Origin of the sequence: Photobacterium marinum, assembly GCF_000331515.1 — a bacterium.
In the GTDB taxonomy this organism is placed as follows: Bacteria; Pseudomonadota; Gammaproteobacteria; order Enterobacterales; family Vibrionaceae; genus Photobacterium; species Photobacterium marinum.
Genome location: NZ_AMZO01000004.1, coordinates 15,259 through 40,877, shown reverse-complemented (window position 1 = coordinate 40,877; position 25,619 = coordinate 15,259). Strand labels below are relative to the sequence as shown.

Below are 25,619 nucleotides of genomic sequence, written 5' to 3'. Positions count from 1 at the left end.
ATGAATTTACTCTGGCTTAAGCATAGTAGCGAATATTCATCCACTACCTCAATCAGGGGGATCACAGTTCCGGTCAGGACATAGCGCCGCCGGTCTCGCTCCGTAAATTAATGAATAAATTTAGCAGCTTGCTGCTGCATACGACTCTCGTTGCGGCTCAAGCTTCATAAACAGCACTGGCGCACCCATCGCAGCCATCAGCCAGAACATATCTGCGCCCCAGATGCCATACAACCAACCGCTCACCGCCGTCATCAGCGCCATGAAGGCCCCCAGCGGCAACGCATTGTAAAGTGCCTGCAATGCCACCACCTGATTACTTTTGGCATTCTGGATATAACGGATCGCCGCCAGGTGAGCCGCAGCAAATGTCACACCATGAAGGGCCTGAGATACCACCAGTACCGGCAGCTCAGTCATACTTGCAGTAATCCCCCAACGCAGCAGAACACCCACTGCCGCCAGGCGGAACATGGCCGATACGCTCCAGCCAGCAAAAATACGCTTACTGAACGCAAACACCGCTACTTCCGCAACCACACTGAAGCTCCACAGGTAACCGATCACCGCTTCGCTGTAACCAACCTCTTTCCAGTAAATCGCACTGAAGCTGTAGTACGCGGCATGACTGCCCTGCAACAAAGCAACAATCACCAGGAACAGAACAACCTGGCTGTCACGCATCATTTTCAGCAGTGCCGGACGGGCTTCGTCATGGTTATCATCCGATTTAGGCTCCACCGTCGGGCGACGCATCGCGAATAACAAGGTCGCCACAAGGCCGGCAACCGCAACCCAAGGGATAATGCTCGGATCATATTTCGCCGCCAGCATCCCAACCACTGTTGAACCGGCAATAAAGGCAATCGAGCCCCACAGGCGGGTACGACCATAGTCTAAGTGGCCGTCATTAGCGTAGTGGTTTGCCAATGCATCAGACAGTGGAACAATCGGCCCCACCAGCAGGTTGAAAATGACAGTCACTGCCGTCAGCGCCCATAAGCTGCTACCGCAGTATATAAAGACAATACAACTAATAAGGGAGGCAAGCGCCAGCCAACGCAGCGCCGGGATCAGATGCTCAGCTTTGTGAATGCGTGGTGTGATTACCAGGTTCGCAAAACAGCGAACCCCCAGCCCAAGGCCCAGCAACAGGCCGATATTGGAGGCACTGACTCCTAGATGGGCAAACCATAACGCCCAAAAAGGAAGGTAAACACCATAGTTAAAGAAAAAACCGAGCAGATACTGCGAGGTCCATCCATAGGGACTACTTCGAAACATGCCAAGTCCTATATGCAGAGTGAAGAATAAATTGAGCGCCTATTATGCATATTCTGCCTTCCCACCCAAACGAAATTATCAGACAAAATCCCTTCCCCTTTTTCAAACAGAAGACGAATTCCGGTTCACAGCTAGACTAAAGTCGGCTGGAGCCGAGGGCATTCCTGGGCGACACTGCCAACATAGATACGGTACTCAGATACTTTCAAACAGGTACTAAGTACACGATCTGTCAGCCGTATCCAAACCTACTGGAGGGTTGCCATGCCTGATACATTCGATACCTCACTGCCACCGTTTGACCGACTACTGGAAGATCAGCAACGCACCCTGCAACAATCACTGGATATCGGTTATTTCCGTGGCGGCGAGATCATTATTGAAGCCGGAGAGCCAAGCCCTCACCTCTTCATTATTATTAAAGGCTATGTCGAGGAAACAGCCTCAGACAGTCAGGAAATCTTCGCCCACTACACTGCTGATGACATGTTTGATGTCCGGGCCCAACTGGAACAACGCAGCCGACACCGCTATACCGCGCTGGAAGACACCCTGTGTTACCTGCTGCCACGGGAATTCTTTACCGACCTTTATCAGGCCAACGGCGAGTTTGCCGCCTACTTCGACAACAACCTGGCCCGACGCCGACAACTGCTTGAAAACGCTCACCAGCAACAAAACTTGGCTGAATTTATCCTGACCAAAGTTAGTAATGACAATATCCAGCCTTGCCTGATAGTCCCGGCAGACACCGACCTGTTTACCGTCACTAAACAGATGCAAAACAAAGGAACTGATGCTGCCCTGGTCAAACTCAATACCGCAGAGAATGGAGCAAACCAATACGGCATCGTCACCCGTACCGACCTGCTCCATGCCGTTATGCTTGAAGCTTGTCTGCCAGCAACATCGGTCAGCCAGATAGCCACAACACCAGTGATCAGTGTCCGCAAAGGAGACTTCTTATTTAACGCCATGCTGGCGATGACCCGCCACAAAGTTAAGCGGGTTTCGGTTTTAGATGGCAATGCGATTATCGGGATGCTGGATCTGACCCAGGTACTGAGCCTGTTTTCCACCCACTCCCACGTCCTAACCCTGCAGATCGCTAGAGCTGAAACCGTTGAGGAGCTGGCCTTAGCGGCCAGAGGGCAAAACCGGCTGGTCGAAACCTTATTTAACAACGGCATCCATACCCGATTTGTAACGGAGCTGATCGCCACCGTCAACGAGCAAATTATCGAAAAAGCCTTCCAGTTAGTGGTTCCTCACTATATGCATGATTATTGCTGCCTGGTGGTAATGGGTTCGGAAGGGCGGGGAGAGCAAATTCTCAAAACCGATCAGGACAATGCCTTGATCGTCAAAGATGGCATCGACTGGCCCGACTGTCAGCAGGTAATGGAAGAGTTCAGCCACACCCTGCTCCAGCTCGGCTACCCGAACTGCCCCGGTAAAGTGATGGTCAGCAACCCCAAATGGGTCAAACATCAAAGTGAGTGGTTACAAACCATTCGCGATGCCACTCAGACAGGTAACAGTGAAACCATGATGGAGCTGGCGATTATGGCCGACAGCCATGCCGTTGCCGGTAACACCGAACTGCTGAAACCGGTACTTGGCCACCTCCGCCAACAATTTGGCCAGCAGGAATTACTCCTGGCGACCTTCACCCGCCCGGCCCTGACCTTCAGTGTCCCGCTGACCCTTTTCGGCAACCTCAAATCCGGCAAAGAAGGGCTGGATATCAAGCGTGGCGGGATCTTTCCGATAGTTCACGGTATTCGCGCCCTGACCCTTGAACATAACATCGCTGACAACAATACCTTCCGACGGATTGAACAGTTGGAAAAGCACAGCGTACTAGAGCCTTCCACCTCATCCAATCTGAGTGAAGCTCTGAAACTCTTTATCAAGCTCCGCCTGCGGCAGCAGTTGAGTCACCCGGACCACGGGCTGCAACACCATCTGGATATCAGCCAGCTCAACCGAGCCGAACGCGACCTGCTCCGCCACAGCCTGCATGTCGTCAAGAAATTTAAAGAGTGGCTCGGTTACCACTACCAAATCCGGGATTAAAAACAAAAAGCGAGAGACATCATAAAAGAGGAAACAACCATGAACAGCTTACGACGATGGTGGTATCTGCATAAATTTGCAAACAGCCCATACCAATTTCTGTTTGAACGCTACCAGGGCGATGAGCTGGTTTCACTCGACTGCGAAACCACCAGCCTCGACCCTCACTCCGCCGAACTGGTAACCATTGCCGCCACCCAGATCAAGGCCAACCGTATTATAACCAGCCAGTCACTAAGGCTGACCTTACAAGCGCCCGGCAGCCTCAATGCCGATTCCATCGCCATACACGGCTTGCGTCATCAGGATCTCAGTGAGGGGGTGGATGAACAACAAGCTCTGTTATATCTTTTGTCCTTTATCGGCAACCGCCCGTTGGTTGGTTATTACATCCGCTATGACAAGACGATCCTCGACCGCTACTTCCGTCGACTGCTCGGCTTTCCCCTGCCCAACAAAACCGTGGAAGTCAGCCATCTCTACCATGAGCGGCTGGAAAGATTGCTGCCCAACGCCTGCTACGATCTGAGCCTGGAAGCTATCAGCCGCCACCTTGAACTCCCCGAGCCACAGCGCCATGACGCCATGCAGGATGCCATTGCCGCCGCGCTGATTTATGTCCGCCTCAAACACGGTGACATCCCGCCCCTGCGTTGTGCCTGACCTCTAAATGCCGGTTACCGGCAACTTTTTTATCTGTTTTTGAACTAAAACGGCTCTTTTTCCCTTCGTTTTCCCCCAGTCATCCTAAAGTCTAATTGTGACTATTCGGAATCTGACAGAAGTTATTAATTACACACAATACAAACAATAAGAACCAGCCGGTCCGGAACGGACAATGACGGAAACACAAGGAGAAAATAATAATGAGTGAGGTTCATATCTATCCGGTCTACAAGGAAATCGCCGCCAAGGCCCATATCAACGATGAGCAATACCGCGAGATGTACCAGCATTCCGTCGTTAATCCAGAAGGGTTCTGGCGAGAACATGGCCAGGTTGTTGACTGGATCCAGCCTTACACCAAAGTGAAAAACACCTCGTTTGATACCGGGCACGTCAGTATCAAATGGTTTGAAGACGGTGTTCTGAACGTCTCTGCCAACTGTATCGACCGCCACCTTGCAAGCCGCGGTGACCAGGTTGCCATCATCTGGGAAGGTGACGACCCGGCCGACGATGCCACCCTGACCTACAATGAATTACACCAGCAGGTGTGCCAGTTTGCCAATGCGCTGAAAAGCCAGGGCATCCGCAAAGGCGATGTGGTCTGCCTTTACATGCCGATGGTCGCCGAAGCGGCCGTTGCCATGCTGGCCTGTACCCGCATCGGTGCCGTTCACACCATTGTATTTGGCGGCTTCTCACCGGAGGCACTGGCCGGCCGTATCACAGACTCAGATGCCAAAGTCGTGGTCACTGCCGATGAAGGGATCCGTGGCGGACGAGCTGTACCGCTGAAGAAAAACGTTGATGCGGCACTGGCAAATGAAGAAGTCACCAGTGTCGAGAAAGTCATTGTCTTTAAACGCACCGGAGCAGAAGTCGCGTGGGATGACGACCGCGATGTCTGGTGGCACGAAACAACAGCTGTCGCCTCAACCCACTGTGAACCAGAGCCGATGAACGCCGAAGACCCGATGTTTATCCTCTATACCTCGGGCTCAACCGGTAAGCCAAAAGGTGTGCTGCACACCACTGGCGGTTACCTGGTGTATGCCACCATGACCTTCAAGTATGTGTTTGACTACCATGACGGTGATATCTACTGGTGTACCGCAGATGTCGGTTGGATCACCGGCCACAGCTATCTGGTCTACGGCCCGTTATCCAACGGCGCCACAACAATCTTGTTCGAAGGGGTGCCGAACTACCCATCCACCAGCCGAATGAGCGAGGTGGTCGACAAGCATGGCGTCAACATCCTGTACACAGCCCCGACCGCTATCCGCGCCCTGATGGCCAAAGGCGACCAAGCTATTGAAGGCACCGAGCGTTCGACCCTGCGCATCTTGGGCTCGGTCGGTGAACCAATTAACCCAGAAGCTTGGGAGTGGTACCACCGCACTATCGGTAACAGCTTCTGTCCGATTGTCGATACCTGGTGGCAAACCGAAACCGGCGGCATCCTGATCACCCCGCTGCCCGGCGCGACCGAGCTCAAGCCGGGCTCCGCCACCCGCCCGTTCTTCGGCGTTCAGCCGGCCCTGGTTGATAACATCGGCAATATCATCGATGGGGAAGCAGAAGGCAACCTAGTGATGCTTGATTCCTGGCCGGGGCAAATGCGGACCCTGTGGGGCGATCATGAGCGCTTTGAGCAAACCTACTTCTCAACCTTCAAAGGCATGTACTTCACCGGTGACGGCGCCCGCCGCGACGAAGACGGCTATTACTGGATCACCGGCCGGGTCGATGACGTTCTGAACGTATCCGGCCACCGTATGGGAACCGCCGAAATTGAATCGGCTCTGGTGGCCTTCGACAAAATAGCTGAAGCCGCGGTAGTCGGAGTGCCTCATGACATCAAAGGGCAGGCAATTTACGCCTATATCACCCTTAACGCCGGCGAAATCCCGAGTGCCGAGCTGCACAAAGAGGTGAAAGAGTGGGTGCGCAAGGAAATCGGTCCGATCGCCACCCCGGACTTCCTGCACTGGACCGACGCCCTGCCAAAAACCCGCTCAGGCAAGATCATGCGTCGAATTCTGCGCAAAATCGCCACCGGCGATACCGGCACTCTGGGCGACACCTCAACACTGGCCGATCCGAGTGTGGTCGAAAAGCTGATAGCCGAAAAGCAACAGGTTCTTTAATCTATCAACATAAAGCCGCCTTCGGGCGGCTTTGCTTTTCTTTGATATCCATTACAATATCAACGACTGGTTACAAAATCATCGCGCAGGATCGCGTACTTTCTTTCCCAAACCAACTACACTAATAGAGATTTTCACTCCCAATTCACACTGTTTCTGTATTCAGAAAACGGCTGAAAGTGACATCCGGGATAAAAATCACGAACTCGGCCACAACTTAAATATACCCGGCTGAACTCTGCATTCTCGCAGCCATCTAATGCAATGACTCAATTATTACAGCGTACAGGTGTCCACAAAAAACTGTGGTGATTAGACCAGTATTTTGCTGCGATTTGCATTGAATTCACTATAATTGCTCTCCAAGCGTGTTTTGGCAGCTAAAATTGGGACACAAGGAAGCAGATTTGTTGTTCTCTGCACATTGTTAGAGTAAAACGTCAAAAAACGAGTGATTTAACGTCAAGATGTCGACCATTCAACGAATTTTACTGATCAACGGCCCTAACCTGAATTTACTGGGCCTTCGCGAGCCAGGTCACTACGGTCAGAGTACCCTGGCTGAAATCGTGACGAATTTAACTGCCAAAGCAACTGAACTTGGTGTGACGCTTGAGCACATTCAGTCCAACGCAGAGCATGAGCTGATCGATGCCATCCACAATGCCCGAGGCAATGTGGATTTCATCATCATCAACCCGGCCGCTTTCACTCACACCAGTGTGGCGATCCGTGATGCCCTGCTCGGGGTCAGTATCCCGTTTATTGAAGTGCACCTGTCCAACGTCCATGCCCGTGAGCCATTCCGCCACCATTCTTACCTGTCTGACGTCGCTGTCGGGGTGATCTGCGGTCTTGGCCCGGATGGTTATGAATTCGCCCTGCGTGCAGCTGTACGACGCCTGCAAGCAGAAAGCTAAATGAACATATAGATAAGAGAAAGATAAATGGATATTCGTAAGATTAAAAAGCTAATTGAACTGGTTGAAGAGTCTGGTATCTCGGAACTTGAAATCTCTGAAGGCGAAGAATCAGTACGCATCAGCCGTAATTCGACTGTTGCAACTGTAGCAGCTCCAGCACAAGTTGTTGCTGCAGCACCTGCGCCAGTAGCAGCTCCAGCTCAAGCTCAAGCAGCACCAGCAGAAGCTCCGGCGGCGCCGGCTGCACCTGCGGGCCATCAGGTTCTTTCTCCAATGGTTGGTACTTTCTACCGCGCGCCAAGCCCAGATGCGAAAGCATTCGTAGAAGTAGGCCAGAGCGTGAATGTTGGTGACACTCTGTGCATCGTTGAAGCAATGAAGATGATGAACCAGATCGAAGCAGACAAAGCAGGTACTGTTGTTGCGATCCTGGCTGAAGACGGTGATGCAGTCGAGTTCGACCAGCCTCTAGTTATCATCGAGTAACCGGGGCTATCTATGTTAGATAAATTAGTTATCGCCAACCGAGGCGAAATCGCGCTGCGTATCTTGCGCGCGTGTAAAGAACTGGGCATCAAAACTGTTGCCGTTCACTCAACTGCTGACCGCGATCTGAAGCATGTACTACTGGCAGACGAGTCTGTATGTATCGGTCCTGCTCGCGGCACCGAAAGTTACCTGAACATTCCGCGTATTATCAGTGCGGCTGAAATCACCGGTGCGGTAGCTATCCACCCGGGTTACGGTTTCCTGTCTGAAAACGCAGACTTCGCCGAGCAGGTTGAGCGCAGCGGCTTCATCTTCGTTGGTCCGAAAGCCGACACCATCCGCATGATGGGTGACAAAGTGTCTGCAATCACCGCGATGAAAAAAGCTGGCGTACCTTGTGTACCAGGCTCTGACGGCCCGCTGGATGACGACGAAGCAAGAAACAAAGCCTTCGCTAAACGTATCGGCTACCCGGTGATCATCAAGGCATCCGGTGGCGGCGGCGGTCGTGGTATGCGTGTGGTTCGCAGCGAAGCTGAGCTAACCGAAGCGATTGCCATGACCCGTGCAGAAGCAAAAGCAGCCTTCAACAATGATATGGTTTACATGGAGAAATTCCTGGAAAACCCTCGTCACATTGAAGTGCAGGTACTGGCTGACGGCCAGGGCGGTGCTATCCACCTGGGTGAGCGTGACTGTTCAATGCAGCGTCGCCACCAGAAGGTTGTTGAAGAAGCACCGGCTCCGGGCATCACCGAAGAGATGCGTAAGTACATCGGTGAGCGCTGCTGCCGTGCTTGTATCGAAATCGGCTACCGTGGTGCGGGGACATTCGAATTCCTGTACGAAAACGGCGAGTTCTACTTCATTGAAATGAACACCCGTATCCAGGTTGAGCACCCAGTGACCGAAATGGTAACTGGCGTTGACCTGATCAAAGAGCAGCTGCGCATTGCAGCAGGCCAGCCACTATCATTCAGCCAGAAAGACATCCAGATCCGCGGCCATGCGGTTGAGTGTCGTATCAATGCTGAAGATCCGGAGCGTTTCCTGCCATGTCCTGGCAAGATTGAGCGCTTCCACGCGCCGGGCGGCATGGGTATCCGTTGGGAATCACACATCTACAGCGGCTACACAGTACCACCGCACTACGACTCAATGATCGGTAAACTGATTGCCTACGGTGAGAACCGTGATGTCGCAATTTCACGAATGCGTAACGCGCTGGGTGAAATGATCATCGACGGCATCAAGACCAACGTTCCTCTGCAGCAAGACATCATGGCTGACGAGAACTTCCAGCACGGTGGTGCAAACATCCACTACCTGGAAAAGAAACTGGGTCTGCAATAATTGCAAAATCACAGATACAAAAGGCTGCCTCAGGCAGCCTTTTTTAGTTCGATCAACGGCAATTTGATGTGTTTTCTAGCGCTGAATTCTAACTTTTGCCACAATACCCCACCTTATTTTCCATAGACATTACTCATTTCCAGTATTTTCAACCACTTCTGTGAGTAATGTACCCAACCAACTGGAGACTTCGGCATGAAGACGCTCGCAGCGCGTTATCGTCAGGCTCATAAGGAAGCCAAATGGGCGATAGGCCTGGCACTCGCCTATTTCGTCTGGTGGTACTGCTCAGCCTATGGCTTGGCACCAATCAATGTACACGAGGCCTTACCGGAACTGTACTGGGGCTTCCCGCTCTGGTTCCTGATGGCCTGCATCATCGGCCCGGTAATTTTTACCCTGCTCTGCGCCCTGATGGTGAAATACATCTACCAGGATATGTCACTGGAAGTCGACAAGGACACCACTGATGAATAGCCAACTGTTAATCCCCCTCATCCTGTATCTGGCCGCAGTTTTCGGCCTGGCCCTTTTCACCCGCCGTCACCGCAATACCGGCAAAGGGTTTCTCAATGAATACCTGGTCGGCAACCGCAGTATGGGCGGTTTTGTCCTGGCCATGACCCTGGCGGCGACCTATGCCAGTGCCAGCTCATTTATCGGCGGCCCGGGTGCAGCCTATAAAATGGGCTTGGGCTGGGTACTGCTGGCGATGATCCAACTGCCAGCAGCCTGGTTGACGCTGGGTGTACTTGGCAAAAAATTTGCCATTGAGGCACGCCGCCACAATGCCCTGACCCTCAACGATATCCTTTATGCCCGCTATAAAAACCGGGCGGTGGTGATCTTCGCTTCGCTGGCTCTGTTGCTGGCATTCTTCGGTACCATGGTAGTGCAGTTTGTCGGCGGTGCCCGCCTGTTGCAAACCGTCACTGGCCTCTCTTACAGCCATGGCCTGATGCTGTTTGCCGTCACTGTCGGGCTGTATACCACCATCGGCGGTTTCCGCGCGGTAGTGATGACAGATACCATCCAGGGCATCATGATGATCATCGGTACCATCGCCCTGCTGGTCGGGATAGTCCATGCCGGTGGCAGCATCGGTGAATTGGTTACCGAGCTGCACCAGATCAACCCGGAGCTGGTGACACCGTTCGGAGCCAATAACTTCCTGTCCCAGCCGTTTATGCTCAGTTTCTGGGTGCTGGTCTGCTTCGGTGTGATCGGCCTGCCCCATGCCGCTGTGCGCTGCATGTCCTATAAGTCCAGCGGATCGCTGCACAAAGGCATGGTGATCAGTACTGCCATGGTGGCCTTCCTGATGCTGGGTATGCACCTGGCCGGCGCCCTTGGCCGCGCTATCGTGCCGGATATCGCCAGCCCGGACCAAATCATGCCGACGCTGATGATGACAGTACTGCCGCCGGTGGTTGCCGGAGTGTTCCTGGCAGGGCCGATGGCTGCAATTATGTCAACCATCGACTCCCAGCTGATCCAAGCATCGGCCACCCTGCTCAAGGACCTGTACCTCAACTACATTAACCCGAAAGCAGCCGAAGGGCCGGAAGCCGAATCCCGCCTGCCTAAACTGTCACTGTGGGTTACCGGTATTTTCTCAGCCCTGGTGTTTGTGGCCGCGACTAACCCGCCGGATATGATCATCTGGCTTAACCTGCTGGCCTTCGGCGGTATGCAGGCGGTGTTCCTGTGGCCGTTGGTGCTTGGCCTGTACTGGAAGAAAGCCTCCGCAGCAGGCGCATTTGCTTCCATGGTCACCGGCCTGATGTGCTATGCAGGCCTGTCGGTGGTGAAGCCGGATCTTGGTGGTATGCATGCTATCGTGCCAACTCTCGCCCTGAGTTTTGTCACATTTGTACTGGGTAGCCTGCTAAAACCGGTTGCCGCACCAAGCCCGCAACATCAGCTCTGATTCACAACAAATCACCACAAGATAGCACCTCCGGGTGCTATCTTTTTTTCTCCGCCATCCCGCCGCATAGCCCCGCCAGACCAACGAAGTTGATGCGGGCTGACTAAATTTTATGCTAGACTCCGCTTCCTTGATCCGTAGTCAAACAATAAGCGAATTAACCATGCCTTGGATTCAAATAAAATTAAACGCGACAGCAGACAATGCCGAAGCAATTGGCGATATGCTGATGGAAGAAACCGGTGCTCTGTCCGTCACTTTCCTGGACGCACAAGACACCCCGGTTTTCGAGCCGCTGCCAGGTGAAACCCGCCTGTGGGGTGATACCGATGTCGTTGGTTTATATGATGCTGAAGCCGACATGGATTTCGTCCTTTCGATGCTGAAGAACAGCCCACTGATCGCAGACGACTTCGCCTATAAGATCGAACAGCTGGAAGACAAAGACTGGGAGCGCGAGTGGATGGAAAACTTCCACCCGATGCGTTTCGGTCGTCGCCTGTGGATCTGTCCAAGCTGGCGTGAAGCGCCGGAACCGGATGCGGTAAACGTCCTGCTGGATCCAGGCCTGGCATTCGGTACCGGTACTCACCCGACAACCTCTCTGTGCCTTGAATGGCTGGACGGCCAGGATCTGACTGGCAAGACAGTGATCGACTTCGGTTGTGGCTCAGGCATCCTGGCCATTGCGGCTATCAAGCTAGGTGCGGCGAAAGTGATCGGTATCGATATCGACCCGCAAGCGATTCTGGCTTCCCGCGACAATGCCGAACGTAACGGCGTTGCCGACAAACTGGAACTGTTCCTGCCACAAGATCAGCCTCAGGATATCCAGGCTGACGTGGTTGTTGCCAACATCCTGGCAGGCCCGCTACGCGAACTTTCTCCAGTGATCAAAAGCCTGGTGAAAGACGGTGGCCAACTGGCAATTTCCGGCGTTCTGGAAACACAGGCGGAAGACGTATCGTCTTACTACAGCGATGAGCTGACCCTGGATCCTGTTGTGGCACGCGAAGAATGGTGCCGAATTGCTGGTCGCAAAGCATAACAAGCACAATGAAGGACGCTATTTTTCTGAACAAAAAACACCCAATAGTTTGAAAATCATACAGTTTTGCAATTGAAAAACTAAATGCTCAATTATTGGCCTTTTCAGAAAGAGAAAAAATGCGTAAAATGCGCGCCCTTACTGGCACAGTCAGGAACAGACGTTTGAAAATCGGTCCTTATCAACTTAAAAACCAGCTGATAGTCGCGCCAATGGCGGGTGTGACCGATCGGCCATTTCGTGAACTTTGCCTGCGTTTCGGTGCAGGTATGGCTGTAAGCGAAATGATGTCGTCCAATCCAGATTTATGGAAAACGTCTAAATCCCAGAACCGCATGGTTCATGAAGGCGAATCGGGTATCCGCTCGGTTCAAATCGCCGGCTCAGATCCGAAACTGATGGCTGAGGCTGCGCAATTCAGTGTTGAAAACGGTGCCCAAATCATCGATATCAACATGGGTTGCCCTGCAAAAAAGGTGAACAAACGCCTTGCAGGTTCTGCCCTGCTGCAGTATCCCCATCTGATCGAAGAAATTCTTCGTTCTGTCGTCGATGCCGTAGATGTACCTGTGACGCTGAAAACGCGTACCGGCTGGGATATTGAAAACCGAAACTGTGTCGACATTGCGAAGCTCGCCGAACAATGCGGCATCCAGGCGTTGGCCCTTCACGGCCGCACCAAAGCCTGCATGTACAAAGGCGAAGCAGAATACGATTACATCAAAGCAGCGAAAGAAGCGATTTCCATTCCAGTGATCGCTAACGGTGATATCGACTCCCCGGAAAAGGCACGCTTCGTACTGGATTACACCGGTGCCGATGCTTTGATGATTGGCCGCCCTGCGCAGGGACGACCATGGATTTTCCGTGAAATCCACCATTACTTAACAACTGGCGAACACCTGCCGGCACCCTCTATGGATGAGGTGGGTGACATTATGCTGGGTCATGTTCAGGAACTTCACCGTTTCTACGGTGAGTACTTAGGGTTGCGCATTGCACGTAAACACGTGTCTTGGTACTTGAAAGAACATGCCCCTGCTGGTGATTTTCGCCGGACCTTCAACGCAATCGAAGATGCACAACATCAACTCGATGCGCTGCAAGGCTACTTCGAAAACGTTGCATAAATACTAGAAGAGCTTACAGAATATGTTCGAACAAAATCTGACTTCCGAAGCATTAACAGTGACAACTGTAACTTCACAAGACCAAATCACACAGAAGCCACTACGTGACTCTGTAAAAGCGTCACTAAAAAACTACCTTGCTCAGTTAAACGGTCAGGAAGTCGATGATCTGTACGAGCTAGTGCTTGCTGAAGTTGAGCAACCACTACTAGACACTATCATGCAGTACACTCGTGGTAACCAGACTCGCGCAGCAACTATGATGGGTATCAACCGCGGTACGCTTCGCAAGAAACTGAAAAAATACGGCATGAACTAATCCAACTGGTTTAGTACCCTGCTTGGAAAAGCCTGTACCTCTGGTGCAGGCTTTTTTGCGTTTATTGTGTGCTGTCTCAGGGCCTAGCCATGATTACAGATAATCACACAGGTACGCGGTTGTCTGGCTGACTTCCACATGGAAAGAAGCATCTCCCGGTACTTCAAAGCTGTCTCCGGCATGATAAGTTTCCCAGTCGATATGACCCGGCAACTTCACGGTCAGCGCCCCTTTGACTACCGTCATCCGCTCAGGTGCAGCTGTTGAGAAACGGTATTCCCCCGGCATCATTACCCCGACACTGGCTCGCTCGCCCTGGCTTTCAAAACCCAGAGACTGAACCTGACCATCAAAATACTCGTTAACTTTAAGCATAGCTTTCCCTGTCACTAATTCCTTGATACTTCGAAGCTACCATAGTTAACGTGCTTTCCCCAACACCCATCACCACTTTTTCTCTTCCTGGAAAAACAGCTCCCCACCAGTGGCATAAAATTCTCATCAAGAACTGCGAGCCACCTCAATAGCAGTGAAACATAATGGCCATCGTTATATGAAAGCCATCACATTAAAACAGCTCAGAGTGATAATAATTATCACTAACGTTGATTGAATTATTCATCAGGTCCTTCATTTAGGGAGAGATTATGAAAGCCGCTGTTATTAACGAATTCAAAGGCCCTTTGGTTATCAAGGATGTTCCGTTACCGGAAGTAAAAGCCCATGATGTACTGGTCAAAGTCCAGGCATGCGGGGTTTGTCATACCGACCTGCATGCTTGCCATGGTGACTGGCCGGTAAAGCCGAAAATGCCGTTGGTGCCCGGTCATGAAGGTGTAGGTGAGATTGTCGCAGTCGGCAGTGAAATACATCATTTGTCTCTCGGAGACCGAGTCGGTGTGCCTTGGCTATATAGCGCCTGCGGTCACTGTGACTACTGTCTCGACGGTCAGGAAACCTTGTGCATGGAACAGCACAATGCCGGTTACTCCGTCGACGGCGGATATGCAGAATTCTGCCTCGCTCATGGCGACTATGTAGTTAAAATTCCCGACAACATCAGCTATATCGACGCTGCACCGCTATTCTGCGCCGGTGTTACCACCTATAAAGCACTCAAAGTCACCGGCGTAAAACCAGGGCAATGGGTAGCCATTATCGGAGCCGGTGGTCTGGGGCACCTGGCAATTCAGTACGCGGTTGCGATGGGGATGAATGTGATCGCCATTGATACCGGCGCTGAAAAGCTCGCCCTGGCCAAAGAGCTCGGAGCGACGCATTGTATCGATTTTATGAAGCAGAGCCCGTCAGAAGCTGTTCAGGCGTTAGTTGGCGGTGTACACGGCGTAGTTTGTACTGCGGTATCCAAATCAGCTTTCGAAGAAGCCTATAAGTCAGTCCGTCGCGGCGGGGCTTGTGTTCTGGTTGGCCTGCCACCGGATGAAATGCCGGTTCCAATCTTCGATACGGTGCTCAACGGGGTAAAAATCATCGGCTCCATCGTCGGTACCCGCAAAGATCTTCAGGAATGCCTGCAGTTTGCCGCCGAAGGTAAAGTCAAAGCCATCATCGAGGTCAAACACCTTGAAGATATCAATGACATCTTCGCTGACATGGAAAAAGGGGAAATCAACGGCCGTATTGTAATGGATATGTCCTGATCCATATTTCAAACTGAGCAATAATTTGCCTGATATAAAACTGTACTTACCGGATAAAATATTATCCGGTAAGTACCATCAACCCGCTCAAGGGCTTTTCAGTAAAACGCAGGTCCATCAAAACAAATCATTTCATCCAAGCACTAGTGCGCCTCGCCATCATCCGCCAGAGCTTCGAGGATCGAGCAATGGCTGGCATCATCGTCAGCGTGACCACAGCAGGCATCATTCAGCTTCTTCAAAGCGGTGCGGATGCGTTTCAGCTCTGCCATTTTACGGTCAACTTCATCAAGCTTAGCCTGAGTGATCGCCTTCACCTCCGCACAGCTGTGCTGGCAGGCTTCCAGCCGAATATCCAGCAATTCCCGTATTTCATCCAAGCTCAGGCCAATCGCTTTTGCCCGCAAGATAAATTTCACCCGCGACTTGTCATCCTCGCTGTAGAGGCGATACCCACTCTCGCTACGACCGGCTGGCCGCAACAACCCGTTTTTCTCATAAAACCGTAACGTATCGCTGCTGACATCACACAATTTTGCCAACTGTCCTATCAGATACATACCAGACTCTTTTCTATACTTAATGCCAAATTGCATAGATAAGTGCCGCGAAAACAAAAAAAGCAAACGTTTGCGCAACACCGAAATTCATGTAAAATACCGCCATTGACATGACCGGTAACCATTATCAGGCTCCCCGATTCTAGCTGAGTATATTTGCCAAAAGCCAGCGCCTATACCACCATGGTTTTTGGCAAATATTCCCCCGTGTATAAAAGAGATGGTAGCAATGGAAAACGCTCGTCCTATTCGCCGTGCATTGATCAGCGTATCAGACAAAACAGGTATTGTTGAATTTGCACAAGCCCTCGCCAACCGTGGTGTTGACATCCTTTCTACTGGCGGCACTGCCCGTCTGCTTGCCGAGCAAGGCATTAAAGTAACAGAAGTATCGGATTACACTGGCTTTCCGGAAATGATGGATGGCCGGGTCAAAACCCTTCACCCAAAAGTACACGGCGGTGTATTAGGTCGCCGCGGCCAGGATGATACCGTCATGGCCGAGCATGGAATCAACCCGATTGATTTGGTGGTCGTTAACCTCTACCCGTTTGCTCAGACAGTCGCTAAAGCTGGATGCACACTGGAAGATGCGGTGGAAAATATCGATATCGGCGGCCCGACTATGGTTCGTTCTGCGGCGAAAAACCACAAAGATGTCACTATTGTGGTAAACGCCCATGACTATGGCCGTGTTCTGGCCGAACTGGAAGCCAATAGCGGCTCTCTGACCCATGCTACCCGCTTCGATCTTGCTATCGCCGCCTTTGAGCATACCGCCGCCTATGACGGCATGATCGCCAACTACTTCGGTACCATGGTGCCGTCTTACGGCGACCCAGCTCTTTATAAACAAGGGCAAGAAGTTGATAAACCTTCTCCTGAAACTAAAAGTAAGTTCCCACGCACCTTCAATCAGCAGTTCGAGAAGAAGCAGGACATGCGCTATGGCGAAAACAGCCATCAAGCTGCTGCCTTCTACGTTGAAAGCAACCCACAGGAAGCTTCTGTGGCAACAGCCCGCCAATTGCAGGGCAAGGCCCTTTCCTACAACAACATCGCCGACACGGATGCTGCGCTGGAATGCGTGAAAGAATTCGACCAGCCGGCCTGTGTGATTGTTAAACATGCCAACCCGTGTGGCGTGGCACTGGGCGACAATATTCTGGAAGCTTATAACCGCGCTTACCAGACCGATCCGACATCCGCTTTTGGCGGCATCATTGCCTTCAACCGTGAGCTGGATGCTGCAACAGCCCAAGCTATTGTTGAGCGTCAGTTTGTCGAAGTGATCATTGCCCCGACAGTCTCAGCCGAAGCTGCCGACGCCGTTGCAGCGAAAAAGAACGTCCGCCTACTGGAATGCGGAGAATGGTCTGACAAAACCACCGGCTTTGATCTCAAACGTGTTAACGGCGGCTTGCTGGTTCAGGACCGCGACCAGGGTATGGTCAGCCACGAGGAGCTGAAAGTCGTCTCCAAGCGTCAGCCAAGCGAAGATGAGCTGCGCGATGCCCTGTTCTGCTGGAAGGTTGCCAAATACGTGAAATCCAATGCCATCGTCTACGCCAAAAACGACATGACCATTGGTGTCGGTGCCGGTCAGATGAGCCGGGTCTACTCCGCCAAAATCGCCGGGATCAAAGCAGCCGACGAAAAACTGGAAGTTGCAGGCAGCGTAATGGCCTCTGACGCCTTCTTCCCGTTCCGCGACGGTATCGATGCCGCAGCAGAAGCCGGTATCACCTGTGTGATCCAGCCTGGCGGCTCAATGCGCGATGAAGAAGTCATTGCAGCTGCAGATGAACATGGTATGGCCATGGTCTTCACTGGCATGCGCCACTTCCGCCACTAATCAACACAGGCTCAGGGGAAACCCTGGGCCTTATTTGATTTTAAGAACACGGACTGTTGTAGCTTTAGCCCTACAACGCAGCTTAAAGATTTTAATTTTAGAGCAAAGCCAGATGGCTTAATTCAAGGAGCGCACGCGGAGCTTATGGATATAAGTGGGCATGCGTGACACAGAAGTTGGCCATATGGCGAAGCTATCAAAGGTAAAATTATGAAAGTTTTGATTATAGGTAATGGTGGGCGTGAGCACGCCTTGGCATGGAAAGCCGCTCAGTCTGCCCGTGTTGAAACCGTCTTTGTCGCACCGGGCAACGCAGGCAGCGCCCTGGAGCCCAAAGTCGAAAATGTCGCTATTGGCGTAGAAGACATCCCGGCTCTGGTTGAATTTGCCCGAACTAACCAGATTGAACTGACGATCGTCGGCCCGGAAGCCCCGCTGGTTATCGGTGTAGTCGACGCTTTCCAGGCTGCCGGACTGCCAATTTTCGGCCCGACAGAAGCAGCGGCCCAGCTGGAAGGCTCCAAAGCCTTCACGAAAGACTTTCTAGCCCGTCATCAGATCCCGACGGCAGAATACCAGAACTTCACTGAAATCGAGCCAGCACTGTCCTACCTGCGTGAAAAAGGCGCCCCTATAGTCGTCAAGGCCGATGGCCTGGCAGCCGGTAAAGGCGTCATTGTCGCCATGACACTGGAAGAAGCCGAAGCTGCTGTACGCGACATGCTGGCCGGCAATGCCTTCGGCGAAGCCGGGCACCGGGTGGTAATTGAAGAATTCCTCGATGGTGAGGAAGCAAGTTTCATCGTCATGGTCGACGGTGAGCATGTCCTACCGATGGCCACCAGCCAGGATCACAAGCGTGTGGGCAACGGTGATACCGGGCCAAACACCGGCGGTATGGGTGCCTACTCCCCGGCACCTGTGGTTACGCAGGAAATTCACGACCGTGTGATGGAAGAGGTGATTTACCCGACGGTGCATGGCATGGCAACCGAAGGAGCCCCTTATACCGGTTTCCTCTACGCCGGCCTGATGATCATGGCTGACGGCACACCGAAAGTCATTGAGTACAACTGCCGCTTCGGTGATCCGGAAACCCAGCCAATCATGCTGCGCATGCAGTCTGATCTGGTTGAGCTGTGCCTTGCTGCTATCGACGGCAAACTCAATACCATTGAATCTAAGTGGGATCCACGCGCCTCTATCGGTGTTGTCCTTGCTGCCGGCGGTTACCCGGCGTCATACAACAAAGGTGATGTGATTTCCGGCCTGCCACAGCAAGAATATGAAGGCGAAAAGGTTTTCCACGCCGGTACGGCCAATAACAACGGTGAGATTGTGACAAACGGCGGACGAGTGCTTTGTGCCACAGCGATGGGTGAAAGTGTCTCTGAGGCACAGCAACGCGCCTATGCACTGGCAAGCCAGATTTCATGGGATGACATGTTCCATCGTGATGACATCGGCTACCGAGCCATCGCCCGCGAACAACAAAACTAACGCCCGAGTAGAAAATACCCCCACCAACTACCCCAAAAAAACAAAACGCGCCTTCTGGCGCGTTTTTTATTGCTGAACCTGTGGCGATCTAATGATTAGCGCTTATTTAAGCAGTACCGGCGCACTCAGGCATTGCTGGGATTTATCAGCCAGCATCAGCAATTGATTAGCTTCCAACATACTGCGGCGCACCTTGCCAGTCACAGCCATAAACTTGTCCTGGCTCAGTTGCTGCTCAATATAATCCGGCAAAGCTGTCTCGAATGTCACGCTAAGCGGCTTATCATCATCACAGCGTAGGAACTGCTTCCCCTGCCAGTAGCCCTGTACCAGGGATTGACCGTCACGACGCTGCTGCTTAATCACATCCGTCGCCTGTTTGGCCTGTCGGGTCAGTTGATATAGCTGGGTATCACTCAGCGGCAGCACGGTACCGTCGACTAAATAGCGCTGGAATACCGCACTACCCTTGGTATCGTAACGAACATGCAGCGAAAATGGCTTAACCGCCATATCAATAAACTGTGTTCCCTCGCGTTTGATTTCGCGCAGGTTACCCTCTCGCCAGCGATATTCCGACTGGTACTGGCCGTAATCGCCTTTCATAACGATTTCAGACAAGCTGACCGGACGGTTCTGCTGGAACGTATACCAATATACCGCAGTGGTATCACCTTTGGTCTGGCCGGTGGTATAGCTCAGGATTGGAGTAATAGTGTTTTCGGGAACTGTGGTGGATTCACATCCAGCAAGGAGCGAAAGAAGGAGAAAAGGGATAAGACGTTTCATAAGAAAAACTCCGCCAGATGAATTACCTGGCGGAGTATAGATTATTTCACTGCGTCTTTCAGTGCTTTACCTGCTACGAATGCAGGAACGTTTGCAGCAGCGATTTGGATTTCCTGACCAGTTTGTGGGTTACGGCCAGTGCGTGCTGCACGGTGGTTTACTTTAAATGTACCAAAGCCAATTAGTTGAACCTGGTCACCTTCCTTAAGCGCGTCTGTGATGCCTTCCAGAGTTGACTCCAGGGCTACTTTCGCTTGAGCTTTAGAAAGATCTGCTTTTTCAGCGATCAGGTCAATCAGTTGGGTCTTGTTCATTAGGTTTCCCTTCTAAGGTTTTTTCATCAGACGCATCAACTCTAATTCAAAAGAAGCCCGTGTGGCAAAGGTTTGTCGACCATCCTGCGGTTAGGTGCGGGCTCTTTAACCATAAACTGAGCGCAAGTTCACAAAATGTTACTTATTCCCTATACGAAATAGTTGTATTTCTGAGCGGCCGCACCGATTAATATAGGCGTAATTATCCTATTAGCTGACAAGGTAAGCATGTTACTCCTTACGATTTACATCGCAGTTGCGATTGGTGTTTCGTTTATTTGCTCGGTTCTCGAAGCCGTTCTACTCAGTATTTCTCCAAGCTACATTGGCACCCTGCGCCAACAAGGCCATCCGGCAGCACCGCGCCTTGCAGCCCTCAAAGATAATATTGACCGTCCGCTGGCCTCGATCCTGACCCTGAATACTATCGCCCACACCATTGGTGCGGCGACAGCCGGTGCTCAGGCCGCCGTCGTTTTTGGCAGCCAGTGGCTGGGTGTCTTTTCAGCAGTGCTGACCATCGGCATCCTGCTGTTCTCAGAAATCATCCCGAAAACCATCGGTGCAACATACTGGCGTCAACTGGCACCATCTTCAGCCACCCTTCTGCGCTGGATGGTATGGGCATTGACACCGTTTGTCTGGGTGTCTGAACAAATCACCCGTCGCCTGTCACACGGCCACCAGCCACCTAAGCTCCGTGATGAACTGTCGGCGATGGCGATGCTGGCTAAAGAGTCCGGAGAGCTGGCAGAAGGTGAATCCAAAATCATGACAAACCTGCTCCAGTTCCGCGATGTCAGTGTCACCAAAATTATGACACCGCGCCCGGTGCTGTTCCGAGTTGAAGCCGAACAGCCGATTAACGAATTCCTGTCACAGCACAAAGACAGCCCGTTCTCACGCCCGCTGGTCTATAGCGGCCAGAAAGACAACATCATCGGTTTTGTTCACCGTCTGGAGCTGTTTGCCGAAAGTCAGGCAGGGCGAGGTAATAAAGAGCTCGGCACCCAGATGCGCCCGATCCCGGTGATCATGAACAACGCCAGCGTACCGAAAGCGTTTGAGCAACTGATGACTGAACGCTCCCAGCTGGTTCTGGTAGTCGATGAATACGGAACAGTCCAGGGTATTGTCACCATGGAAGATATCTTCGAGCACCTGGTGGGAGAAGAAATTGTCGATGAGGCAGACAAGAACACCGACATGCAGCAACTGGCTTACCAGCGCTGGGAACAGTGGAAGCAACTCCACGGCGTGATTGAAAGCAAAGACGACGAGTAATAGCGAACACCAAAAGGGGCCGAGCGGCCCCTTTATTAATTCATGAGTTCATCCTGAAACGTCGCATTTATCCCTGAGCAACGGCGACCTCAGTACGCAAACCACCCATCACCGATACCACCAAACCTGTACCAATCACAACGATTGTCGGTACGATCCAGCCGGCAAAGTAGCTGTATAGCGGCAGGTACTGCTGGAACAGCTGATCCCATCCCTCAGGCATACGGCCAAGAATATGTATTGCATCAACGCAGCCGAAGATCAGTGCCGTTGCTGCCGCCACCAGTACCATCGCCGGTGCCAGCTTTTTTCGAACCGGGGCAATCAGCAGCAAAGCAATCGCAATCGGGTGAAGTGCCACAACCACTGGCAAGGTGATAACCAACAACTGCTCCAGACCGATGTTGGCAATTAAACCAGCCAACACCATGGCAACCCAGACACTCTTACCGTAAGTCACCTTAGTAAAAGTACGGCTGTAGAACTCACTGCCCGCGGTTGTCACACCGATCGCAGTTGTCAGGCAAGCCAGAACCATCACGGTCCCCAACAGCACAGAGCCAAAAGCACCGAAATGATGGAAGGTAAAGGCTGTCAGGATCTCGCCACCATTGGTAAATTCAGAACCTAAGTTCGAGCTGGTTGAGCCGATATAAGCCAGCGACATATAAACCACCACCATCGCAACCGCATACATCATTGCCGCCATCAGGGTATATTTAGCTGTCGCTTTCGGGCATTCCACTCCCATACTGCGGATCGCCCGGAAGATGATCCAGCCAAAGCCAATTGAGCCCAGCGCATCCATCGTCATATATCCCTGGGTCAAACCTTCCGCAAAGGCACTGTTAACATACGGTCCAGTGGCACTCATCACCTCACCAGCCGGAAACATAAACGCCGTTGCAGCCAGAATTGACAGGATGACCACCAACATAGGTGTCAACCATTTGCCCAGAGTGTCCACCAGCTTACCCGGGAACAAGGCAAACATAATGGTCGCAATACAAAAGGCAATAGAAAACGGAATCAGCGCAGCATCACCAATAAACGGAGCAAAACTAAACTGATAAGCGACAGTGATCGCACGCGGCACGACAAACGCCGGGCCAATCACCACAAAAACCATCATCCAGAAGCAGGTAGCCAGCGGACGAGGCAGTGCCGCCGTCAGGTTATCCGAGCCGTTCACGATAGCAACCATTACCAGCGCCAGCGCCGGCAGGCCAACACCAGTCAGCAGGAATCCCGCCATTCCGCCCAGAAAGTGCTCACCGGCCTGAAAACCCAAAAACGGTGGGAAGATCAGGTTGCCGGCTCCTAAATACATGGCGAATGTCATAAAACCTAATGCGGCGATATTACGTGCGCTTAACCGTGTCGTTAACATGAGTATTCCTCATTCTGTTTTCAGCTTGAGGAAACGGGAAGGAAAGTGTGATCGGGGGAAAGGATCCTGCCAGCTTCTTCTCAAGCTGACAGATAAAAAAGATATAGCCCGTCAGCTCCGAATAAGGTTCAGAGAGAGCAGGAGGAGCGCGCGAGCAACAATAGCAGCGCGGCTATTGATTGCGTTAACTGAAAGCTGGAATGCGTTCATGCGTTGATCCTACTGTGACAGGTTGAGTTCATTCCGACGACATGATGATCATCGGTGCTTCCTTTTTTATATACGCCGCCAGATACTTAGTACAACCCCACATCACAAAATAAGTTGAATTGGTTAAGGTTGAATCTAGATATAGAGAATAAAACCAGAATTAACCAAGAAAGCCAGAACTTTAAACTTAACACATTAATAACAAGTAACTTTACTGACAGAATTTCCGGCAAGCACCTCTGCGCTTTCCCCTTATCAGCTAACGCATCTTCTTACTCGAGGGCTGAACCGCGGGCACAAAAAAAGGAGCACCCGGCTCCTTTTTCAATCATTGATTCAGCAGAAATTACAGCTCAATTCCGATATTGCTGATCGGCTCGTCACGCAATTCTTTACGCAGGCCTTTAATCAATTCAATATCTCGCTTTTCAGCTTCTTTCAGTGCACGGAAAATAGCCCACTGCATATCCCACTCTGCACAGACGGCTTCATTTTCTTTCTGGTTTTCGTTGGTCACTTCAACACCTGACTGAGCAGATTCAAGATCGGCCACAGTTTCCGCTGACAGTGAACTCAACTTAACCAAAGTTTCCATCATCAGATCTCGATCCAGCATCGCATGAAGCAGATCAGCCAGTGCCATACAGGCATCAATAGCTGGATTAACCGCATAAAGATCAAAGTCATCAGCAACAGGAACCAACTCTTCAAGCTTTTCCAGCTGATTTTCAAAGTTAATCTTTGCAGTTTTAACCGTCAGGATCTCCCAGATACTATCCAGAATAGAGCGGTACTTCTGCGCATCGGCAAACTCTGTTTCCTGGCAAAAGAACGCATAGTTTGGATACATACGCTCACACAGGGAAACCATAAAAGTGATGTGTTGCCACGGTTCTAATTTTTCTAGTCGAAGCTGAACAGGATTCTTTAGCATGGGATAATCTGCGATAGTGATTTGCACCGGAGTTTACTTGTATACCAGAGCTACTTCAATGCAGATTTCAGCGAGAATTCATTGCCTTTCGGGCAAGACAAGCATATGAAGATATAGTAGTTATGTTTTGAAGATGCTTAACGCAGGGAAAAAGGGAAAGGAATGAACAAAATACTGATCATCTCGCGCCAGCGAGATGCTTATCGCCGGCTACTGACACAAGCCCAGTTACCAGACCTTGAACTTACGGAAAATCAGGAAGAAGCAAATATTCTGCTTGCCGATCCTCCCCGTGTTGCTAATAGCATGAACTCCTATCCAGCCCTCAACTGGCTACAGTCAACCTTTGCCGGAATAGATGCCTTAACCCGGGATAATATCCGCAAAGACTATATGCTAACGAACATCCGCGGCCACTTCGGCCAGCTCATCGCCGAATATGTTCTGGGTTACAGCCTGGATTATACCCGCCATCTAAGCCAGTATCGGCAACAGCAAGCCAGCGGTCAATGGCAGCCTCAGCCTTACAGCTCTCTGGCCTCAAAAACCATGGTCATTCTCGGCACAGGTTCAATCGGAGCCCACCTGGCCCGGGTGGCGAAAGCTTTTGACCTGACCGTCATTGGCATCAACCGCTCCGGCCGCTGTGATGAACCGGCCTTTGATCGGATTTATCCACTTGATGGTTTAAGCGACGGACTGGCGCTGGCTGACATCCTGGTTTCAACCCTGCCGGCCACACCAGAGACAGATAACCTGCTCAATGCCGACAGCCTAAGCCATTGCCGAGATACGCTGCTGTTTAATGTCGGGCGTGGCAATGCACTATGTGAAACTGGGCTGCTGAAGGCTGCCAACAACGGTCATATTGCCCATGCATTTCTGGACGTATTCAAGCAGGAGCCACTCCCGGAGCAGCACCCTTTCTGGCAACATCCGGCGGTCACAATGACACCGCACATTGCCGCAGAGAGTTTTCCGGAACAGGTATTCGAGATTTTTACCGCCAACTACCTGCGCTATCTCAACCAACAGCCGTTGCTGTACCAAATTGATTTTACACGTGGCTATTAATAGCGAAGGAGATAACCTCCATGGCTCAGCAACAACTTGATAACCTGCTGGATCAAATACGCCGTTGCGAGATCTGCAAAGATCACCTCCCGCTCGGCCCACGCCCGGTGATCCAGGCAGCCAGCAGCGCCAAACTGATGATTGTCGGCCAGGCTCCGGGGACCCGCGTCCATGAAACTGGCATCCCCTGGAATGACCCTAGCGGCGACCGCCTGCGTCGCTGGTTGGAGCTCGACCGGGAGACGTTCTACGATCCGCAGCAAATTGCCATTATGCCGATGGGGCTCTGTTATCCGGGCAAAGGGAAATCTGGCGATCTGCCACCCCGCCCGGAATGCGCACCGCAATGGCACCAGCAAGTCTGGTCGTTGTTGCCAGGTGTTGGCATGACACTGCTGGTCGGTCAGTATGCTCAGCAGTATTACCTAAAAGAAAAGCCGAAAACCCTGACAGAAACCGTGCGGGCCTGGCACCAGTGGGCACCGCGTTTTATCCCGATGCCGCACCCGTCCCCGCGCAATACCCTGTGGCTGAAGAAAAACCCGTGGTTTGAAGAGGAAGTGGTGCCGTATATCCGCGATTACGTCCACCAGCACCTCAGGTTAGCGAGAGAATAGCAATAAGAAAAAGCCCACACAGTAAAACTGCATGGGCTTTTCACTACTTATATTTTCATA

General features: G+C 51.8%; 24 protein-coding genes. 17 read left to right on the top strand and 7 right to left on the bottom strand.

The window, feature by feature from the left end; genetic code table 11:
* Positions 1 to 120 precede the first annotated feature (120 nt).
* The gene (locus C942_RS04290; RefSeq protein ID WP_007462875.1) at positions 121 to 1,284 is read right to left on the bottom strand and encodes a 3-phenylpropionate MFS transporter; all 1,164 of its coding nucleotides are present in this window, start codon (positions 1,282 to 1,284) and stop codon (positions 121 to 123) included.
* 264 nt (positions 1,285 to 1,548) lie between these two features.
* On the opposite strand from C942_RS04290, the gene C942_RS04285 reads away from it, so the two are divergent.
* The 11 genes from C942_RS04285 (at position 1,549) to fis (ending at position 13,371) form a co-directional block, all read left to right on the top strand.
* On the top strand, positions 1,549 to 3,363 hold the full coding sequence (locus C942_RS04285; RefSeq protein WP_007462872.1) for a DUF294 nucleotidyltransferase-like domain-containing protein: 1,815 nt from the start codon (positions 1,549 to 1,551) through the stop codon (positions 3,361 to 3,363).
* A 39-nt stretch (positions 3,364 to 3,402) separates the two neighbouring features.
* Positions 3,403 to 4,026: a 3'-5' exonuclease gene (locus C942_RS04280; protein WP_007462870.1), complete on the top strand. Its 624-nt coding sequence runs from the start codon at positions 3,403 to 3,405 to the stop codon at positions 4,024 to 4,026.
* Between the two features lie 203 nt (positions 4,027 to 4,229).
* Entirely contained in the window at positions 4,230 to 6,179 is a 1,950-nt protein-coding gene (acs, locus tag C942_RS04275) for an acetate--CoA ligase (protein WP_007462868.1), read from the top strand.
* A 467-nt stretch (positions 6,180 to 6,646) separates the two neighbouring features.
* Positions 6,647 to 7,099, top strand: a complete 453-nt coding sequence (gene aroQ / locus C942_RS04270; protein WP_007462866.1) for a type II 3-dehydroquinate dehydratase — start codon at positions 6,647 to 6,649, stop codon at positions 7,097 to 7,099.
* Between the two features lie 27 nt (positions 7,100 to 7,126).
* Positions 7,127 to 7,588, top strand: coding sequence for an acetyl-CoA carboxylase biotin carboxyl carrier protein (accB, locus tag C942_RS04265; RefSeq protein WP_007462864.1), 462 nt, complete (start codon positions 7,127 to 7,129; stop codon positions 7,586 to 7,588).
* A gap of 12 nt (positions 7,589 to 7,600) precedes the next feature.
* Entirely contained in the window at positions 7,601 to 8,944 is a 1,344-nt protein-coding gene (gene accC, locus C942_RS04260; protein ID WP_007462862.1) for an acetyl-CoA carboxylase biotin carboxylase subunit, read from the top strand.
* A 195-nt stretch (positions 8,945 to 9,139) separates the two neighbouring features.
* Positions 9,140 to 9,421: a YhdT family protein gene (locus C942_RS04255; RefSeq protein WP_007462861.1), complete on the top strand. Its 282-nt coding sequence runs from the start codon at positions 9,140 to 9,142 to the stop codon at positions 9,419 to 9,421.
* On the top strand, positions 9,414 to 10,874 hold the full coding sequence (gene panF / locus C942_RS04250) for a sodium/pantothenate symporter (protein ID WP_007462859.1): 1,461 nt from the start codon (positions 9,414 to 9,416) through the stop codon (positions 10,872 to 10,874). Before C942_RS04255 ends, panF begins: the two co-directional genes overlap by 8 nt.
* 163 nt (positions 10,875 to 11,037) lie before the next feature.
* On the top strand, positions 11,038 to 11,922 hold the full coding sequence (gene prmA / locus C942_RS04245; RefSeq protein ID WP_007462856.1) for a 50S ribosomal protein L11 methyltransferase: 885 nt from the start codon (positions 11,038 to 11,040) through the stop codon (positions 11,920 to 11,922).
* A 164-nt stretch (positions 11,923 to 12,086) separates the two neighbouring features.
* Complete coding sequence (dusB, locus tag C942_RS04240; RefSeq protein WP_036798777.1) at positions 12,087 to 13,052, top strand: tRNA dihydrouridine synthase DusB; 966 nt, start codon at positions 12,087 to 12,089, stop codon at positions 13,050 to 13,052.
* Positions 13,053 to 13,074: 22 nt separating this feature from the next.
* Entirely contained in the window at positions 13,075 to 13,371 is a 297-nt protein-coding gene (fis, locus tag C942_RS04235; RefSeq protein WP_005372656.1) for a DNA-binding transcriptional regulator Fis, read from the top strand.
* Between the two features lie 93 nt (positions 13,372 to 13,464).
* Here fis and ppnP read toward each other — a convergent pair whose 3' ends face one another.
* Positions 13,465 to 13,746 (bottom strand): pyrimidine/purine nucleoside phosphorylase, encoded by a 282-nt coding sequence (gene ppnP / locus C942_RS04230; protein WP_007462831.1) that lies wholly within the window; start codon positions 13,744 to 13,746, stop codon positions 13,465 to 13,467.
* 272 nt (positions 13,747 to 14,018) lie between these two features.
* Here ppnP and adhP point away from each other — a divergent pair, with 272 nt between their 5' ends.
* Positions 14,019 to 15,032, top strand: coding sequence for an alcohol dehydrogenase AdhP (gene adhP / locus C942_RS04225; RefSeq protein ID WP_007462829.1), 1,014 nt, complete (start codon positions 14,019 to 14,021; stop codon positions 15,030 to 15,032).
* Positions 15,033 to 15,175: 143 nt separating this feature from the next.
* Here adhP and zntR read toward each other — a convergent pair whose 3' ends face one another.
* A complete protein-coding gene (zntR, locus tag C942_RS04220) occupies positions 15,176 to 15,592 on the bottom strand; it encodes a Zn(2+)-responsive transcriptional regulator (RefSeq protein ID WP_007462827.1) in 417 nt (138 codons plus the stop codon).
* A gap of 229 nt (positions 15,593 to 15,821) precedes the next feature.
* Here zntR and purH point away from each other — a divergent pair, with 229 nt between their 5' ends.
* Positions 15,822 to 17,447, top strand: coding sequence for a bifunctional phosphoribosylaminoimidazolecarboxamide formyltransferase/IMP cyclohydrolase (gene purH / locus C942_RS04215; protein WP_007462825.1), 1,626 nt, complete (start codon positions 15,822 to 15,824; stop codon positions 17,445 to 17,447).
* 210 nt (positions 17,448 to 17,657) lie between these two features.
* A complete protein-coding gene (purD, locus tag C942_RS04210; RefSeq protein WP_007462823.1) occupies positions 17,658 to 18,947 on the top strand; it encodes a phosphoribosylamine--glycine ligase in 1,290 nt (429 codons plus the stop codon).
* A 102-nt stretch (positions 18,948 to 19,049) separates the two neighbouring features.
* Here purD and C942_RS04205 read toward each other — a convergent pair whose 3' ends face one another.
* Positions 19,050 to 19,736 (bottom strand): DUF1481 domain-containing protein, encoded by a 687-nt coding sequence (locus C942_RS04205; protein WP_007462821.1) that lies wholly within the window; start codon positions 19,734 to 19,736, stop codon positions 19,050 to 19,052.
* A gap of 41 nt (positions 19,737 to 19,777) precedes the next feature.
* Positions 19,778 to 20,050, bottom strand: coding sequence for a nucleoid-associated protein HU-alpha (hupA, locus tag C942_RS04200; RefSeq protein ID WP_007462819.1), 273 nt, complete (start codon positions 20,048 to 20,050; stop codon positions 19,778 to 19,780).
* A gap of 228 nt (positions 20,051 to 20,278) precedes the next feature.
* On the opposite strand from hupA, the gene C942_RS04195 reads away from it, so the two are divergent.
* On the top strand, positions 20,279 to 21,334 hold the full coding sequence (locus tag C942_RS04195; RefSeq protein ID WP_007462818.1) for a CNNM domain-containing protein: 1,056 nt from the start codon (positions 20,279 to 20,281) through the stop codon (positions 21,332 to 21,334).
* Between the two features lie 67 nt (positions 21,335 to 21,401).
* Here C942_RS04195 and brnQ read toward each other — a convergent pair whose 3' ends face one another.
* Both brnQ and C942_RS04185 read right to left on the bottom strand, forming a co-directional pair.
* Positions 21,402 to 22,724 (bottom strand): branched-chain amino acid transport system II carrier protein, encoded by a 1,323-nt coding sequence (gene brnQ / locus C942_RS04190; RefSeq protein WP_007462816.1) that lies wholly within the window; start codon positions 22,722 to 22,724, stop codon positions 21,402 to 21,404.
* Positions 22,725 to 23,280: 556 nt separating this feature from the next.
* Positions 23,281 to 23,868: a YjaG family protein gene (locus C942_RS04185; RefSeq protein ID WP_007462814.1), complete on the bottom strand. Its 588-nt coding sequence runs from the start codon at positions 23,866 to 23,868 to the stop codon at positions 23,281 to 23,283.
* 162 nt (positions 23,869 to 24,030) lie between these two features.
* Here C942_RS04185 and C942_RS04180 point away from each other — a divergent pair, with 162 nt between their 5' ends.
* Positions 24,031 to 24,942, top strand: coding sequence for a D-2-hydroxyacid dehydrogenase (locus tag C942_RS04180; protein WP_007462812.1), 912 nt, complete (start codon positions 24,031 to 24,033; stop codon positions 24,940 to 24,942).
* A 20-nt stretch (positions 24,943 to 24,962) separates the two neighbouring features.
* Complete coding sequence (locus C942_RS04175; protein WP_007462810.1) at positions 24,963 to 25,559, top strand: uracil-DNA glycosylase family protein; 597 nt, start codon at positions 24,963 to 24,965, stop codon at positions 25,557 to 25,559.
* Positions 25,560 to 25,619: the final 60 nt, after the last annotated feature.

Bases quoted from the DNA above. Each gene is read 5' to 3' on its own strand.
- C942_RS04290 (WP_007462875.1), bottom strand. From the start codon at position 1,284: ATGTTTCGAAGTAGTCCCTATGGATGGACCTCGCAGTATCTGCTCGGT.
- C942_RS04285 (WP_007462872.1), top strand. From the start codon at position 1,549: ATGCCTGATACATTCGATACCTCACTGCCACCGTTTGACCGACTACTG.
- C942_RS04280 (WP_007462870.1), top strand. From the start codon at position 3,403: ATGAACAGCTTACGACGATGGTGGTATCTGCATAAATTTGCAAACAGC.
- acs (WP_007462868.1), top strand. From the start codon at position 4,230: ATGAGTGAGGTTCATATCTATCCGGTCTACAAGGAAATCGCCGCCAAG.
- aroQ (WP_007462866.1), top strand. From the start codon at position 6,647: ATGTCGACCATTCAACGAATTTTACTGATCAACGGCCCTAACCTGAAT.
- accB (WP_007462864.1), top strand. From the start codon at position 7,127: ATGGATATTCGTAAGATTAAAAAGCTAATTGAACTGGTTGAAGAGTCT.
- accC (WP_007462862.1), top strand. From the start codon at position 7,601: ATGTTAGATAAATTAGTTATCGCCAACCGAGGCGAAATCGCGCTGCGT.
- C942_RS04255 (WP_007462861.1), top strand. From the start codon at position 9,140: ATGAAGACGCTCGCAGCGCGTTATCGTCAGGCTCATAAGGAAGCCAAA.
- panF (WP_007462859.1), top strand. From the start codon at position 9,414: ATGAATAGCCAACTGTTAATCCCCCTCATCCTGTATCTGGCCGCAGTT.
- prmA (WP_007462856.1), top strand. From the start codon at position 11,038: ATGCCTTGGATTCAAATAAAATTAAACGCGACAGCAGACAATGCCGAA.
- fis (WP_005372656.1), top strand. From the start codon at position 13,075: ATGTTCGAACAAAATCTGACTTCCGAAGCATTAACAGTGACAACTGTA.
- ppnP (WP_007462831.1), bottom strand. From the start codon at position 13,746: ATGCTTAAAGTTAACGAGTATTTTGATGGTCAGGTTCAGTCTCTGGGT.
- adhP (WP_007462829.1), top strand. From the start codon at position 14,019: ATGAAAGCCGCTGTTATTAACGAATTCAAAGGCCCTTTGGTTATCAAG.
- zntR (WP_007462827.1), bottom strand. From the start codon at position 15,592: ATGTATCTGATAGGACAGTTGGCAAAATTGTGTGATGTCAGCAGCGAT.
- purH (WP_007462825.1), top strand. From the start codon at position 15,822: ATGGAAAACGCTCGTCCTATTCGCCGTGCATTGATCAGCGTATCAGAC.
- purD (WP_007462823.1), top strand. From the start codon at position 17,658: ATGAAAGTTTTGATTATAGGTAATGGTGGGCGTGAGCACGCCTTGGCA.
- C942_RS04205 (WP_007462821.1), bottom strand. From the start codon at position 19,736: ATGAAACGTCTTATCCCTTTTCTCCTTCTTTCGCTCCTTGCTGGATGT.
- hupA (WP_007462819.1), bottom strand. From the start codon at position 20,050: ATGAACAAGACCCAACTGATTGACCTGATCGCTGAAAAAGCAGATCTT.
- C942_RS04195 (WP_007462818.1), top strand. From the start codon at position 20,279: ATGTTACTCCTTACGATTTACATCGCAGTTGCGATTGGTGTTTCGTTT.
- brnQ (WP_007462816.1), bottom strand. From the start codon at position 22,724: ATGTTAACGACACGGTTAAGCGCACGTAATATCGCCGCATTAGGTTTT.
- C942_RS04185 (WP_007462814.1), bottom strand. From the start codon at position 23,868: ATGCTAAAGAATCCTGTTCAGCTTCGACTAGAAAAATTAGAACCGTGG.
- C942_RS04180 (WP_007462812.1), top strand. From the start codon at position 24,031: ATGAACAAAATACTGATCATCTCGCGCCAGCGAGATGCTTATCGCCGG.
- C942_RS04175 (WP_007462810.1), top strand. From the start codon at position 24,963: ATGGCTCAGCAACAACTTGATAACCTGCTGGATCAAATACGCCGTTGC.